2 protein-coding genes and 1 pseudogene are annotated in these 2,838 nt (G+C 46.7%); all 3 read left to right on the forward strand.

Annotation, left to right across the window (positions count from 1 at the left end):
• Nucleotides 1-124 precede the first annotated feature (124 nt).
• Nucleotides 125-451 (forward strand): annotated as a pseudogene (locus tag G7020_RS23600) (hypothetical protein); the annotation flags it as partial.
• A 36-nt stretch (nucleotides 452-487) separates the two neighbouring features.
• Nucleotides 488-2,218 (forward strand): putative bifunctional diguanylate cyclase/phosphodiesterase, encoded by a 1,731-nt coding sequence (locus tag G7020_RS23605; protein ID WP_181087205.1) that lies wholly within the window; start codon nucleotides 488-490, stop codon nucleotides 2,216-2,218.
• A 210-nt stretch (nucleotides 2,219-2,428) separates the two neighbouring features.
• Nucleotides 2,429-2,698, forward strand: a complete 270-nt coding sequence (locus tag G7020_RS23610) for a hypothetical protein (RefSeq protein WP_003253606.1) — start codon at nucleotides 2,429-2,431, stop codon at nucleotides 2,696-2,698.
• Nucleotides 2,699-2,838: the final 140 nt, after the last annotated feature.

A 2,838-nucleotide genomic window follows, 5' to 3' on the forward strand; every position in this document is an offset into this window, starting at 1 on the left:
GCTGAAGCCTTGGGTACGACCGATTTGAATGGTGGCGCGCTCTTCAACGCTGAGTTCGGTATAAGACATAGGGGCAGCACCGTACCGGAAAGGTCAGGTGTTGCACTCAGTTTTTGCCGCCGCCCTTAAAAAAGGCGCAGATGAGGCTGTGAGCATTGCCAAACTCGGTATTCGCGAGGCCGACCACGGTGTACAGCAAGTTATAGAGGCGCAGTGTGCTCTCCAAGGCATTCGCGATGCTGTTGAACGGATCAGTGGTATGAGCCAGCAAATGGCAGCCGCTTCAGAAGAGCAGGCTAGTGTCGCTGAAGATATTGCTCGGCAGATTAATAACGTAGCGGGAACGGTTGAGAGAACAGCGAAGAATGCTAACTCCGCCGTGATTCGTGGCCGCGAACTTGAAAGTACATCCCGTGGTTTAAACTCGTTGGTTGAACGGTTCAACAGGTAGTGACCTTATGACTATTTTGGTGAATTAGGTTTATATATGAGTGCAAGATACCGTGCAGCGGTGGATGCGGCAGCTATTTTCTCGGAAACCGATAAATCCGGAATAATCACCTATGTCAATGAACAGTTCTGTGATGTTTCTGGCTATAGCGCACAGGAGTTGATTGGGCAAAACCACCGCATACTAAACTCAGGGCAGCATCCCCCTGAGTTCTTTATTGATATGTGGAAAAAAGTTTCACGTGGGCAGGTATGGAAAGGTGAAATTTGCAACCGTAAAAAGGATGGCAGCCTGTATTGGGTAGAGAGCACCATTGTACCCATGTACGATGATGCCAGCCAGCGGGTGCAGAAATACGTTTCCATTCGTTTCGATGTGACCGAAAAGCGGAAGTTTCTGGAAACCTTGCAATGGCAGGCTGAGCACGACGAGCTGACGGGTCTTCCAAATCGTTTTTTGCTGTCCAAAGCGCTTGATCAGGCTATTGTCAAAGCAAAGAGCCAGCCCAGCACGCTTGCCGTGGGCGTGCTTGATCTCGATGGGTTTAAGCAGATTAACGACCGCTATGGCCACGAGATAGGTGATCGTCTGTTAGTGGCGGTGGCTGATCGCCTGAAACATAGTATGCGTATCGAAGATACCGTAGCCCGTTTGGGAGGCGATGAGTTCGTGCTGATTTTGGGTGTGCGGGATCCCAAGGTGTTGGAAAGCGCCCTGCAGAGGCTTTTAGCTGCCCTTTCCGCCGTCTACATCATCGATGGCATAGGCATTAATATTTCCGCCAGTATCGGTGTGACGCTCTATCCAAACGATAATGAGAATGCCGATACACTGCTACGTCATGCCGATCAGGCTATGTATAAGGCCAAACAAAGTGGCCGTAACTGTTTCCATTTGTTTGATGTATCAAAAGATAAGATGGATAAATCAGCTTTTGATACCGTAATACGGGTTCGCCAAGCGTTACATGATGGTGAGTTATGCTTGCATTATCAACCAAAAATAAGTTTGAGCAGTGGGGCAGTGATTGGTTTTGAAGCACTATTGCGTTGGCAGCATCCGCGAGATGGAATTATATTACCGCAGTATTTTATACCGTTGATTGAGCAGAGCGATCTGATCGTGGAGATCGGCGAGTGGGTCATAGATCAGGCGCTCAGTCAAATAGAACAATGGGCGGACTTGGGTCATTCGTGGTCTGTGAGTGTAAACATTGCAGCATTACATTTGAAAAAAGAAAACTTTGTAAAGTCCCTAAAGTTTTTGCTGGACAGCCACCCTAATGTTTTGCCGCAGATGTTGGATATTGAGATTACCGAATCAGTGGTGATAGAACACTTACCACATGTCACTCAGTGCCTCATTGCTTGCCAGGATCTGGGTGTGACATTTTCGTTGGACGACTTTGGAACCGGGTATTCATCGCTGAGCTACCTTAAACAACTGCCCACGCAGTCAATCAAGATAGACAAATCTTTTATACGCGACATACTCATCGATAAAGACAGCTTGGGGCTGACTAAGGCGATCATCGGCCTAGCGAAATCGTTTAACCGCGAGGTTATTGCTGAAGGGGTGGAAACGGTTGAGCACGGAGTGTTGCTGATGAACCTAGGTTGTGATGTAGCGCAAGGCTATGGTATTGCGAAACCCATGCCGGTAGAAAAAGTGCCATCTTGGGTGGCGAAGTTTGTCCCTGCTCATTTATCTAGAGGGGTAATAGATAAACCGCACCGTCCACGAACTGATTGCGTCGTCGCAACCTAGTGGATTGAGCGGTTAATTCATTTATCCACCGGTAACGATATACTGTGCGTCCAATGCCATGGATTGGTTATGCGCATGGCTCGACCGACTTTCCCCATTCGCTCGAAATATATTTTTTATGATACACTATCCCAGCTGTTTTTTTCTGGAACAATGAAATAATTAATATTATCACAAACAACAAATCGATAATAATAAAGAGGATCATATATGTCGGATCAAGAGTTAATACTAGAGCAACTCCGTAACGTGAATTATGATAAGTTAAGCAAACAAGATATCGTAACAATGCTAGATGCAGGGGAGCAGACTCTAGAAAATATGGCAGCATCAAGAAAAACTGCCATTGATATAATAGCAGAGGCAATGAACCAAACAAAGAATACGCTTGAGGCACTTGATTATTCTGGAAAGGTAGAAGCTGAAATCAGGAAAAATCTCAGCATACTGAGAGAGCTACTGATGACTGGCGATCTATAGCCCCCTAGACTGGGCGAATTAGGTTTTGTACGAAAAGTCGTTGTGGCTAAAATTGCCGCCATGACCGGTTGGAGGCCCGTATGGCAAGGCGTTACGAACTTTCTGATGCGTCATGGGAGCTGATCAAGGATTTGGTTTCT

The sequence above is a fragment of the Stutzerimonas stutzeri genome (genome assembly GCF_013522825.1).
Classification (GTDB): domain Bacteria; phylum Pseudomonadota; class Gammaproteobacteria; order Pseudomonadales; family Pseudomonadaceae; genus Stutzerimonas; species Stutzerimonas stutzeri_AK.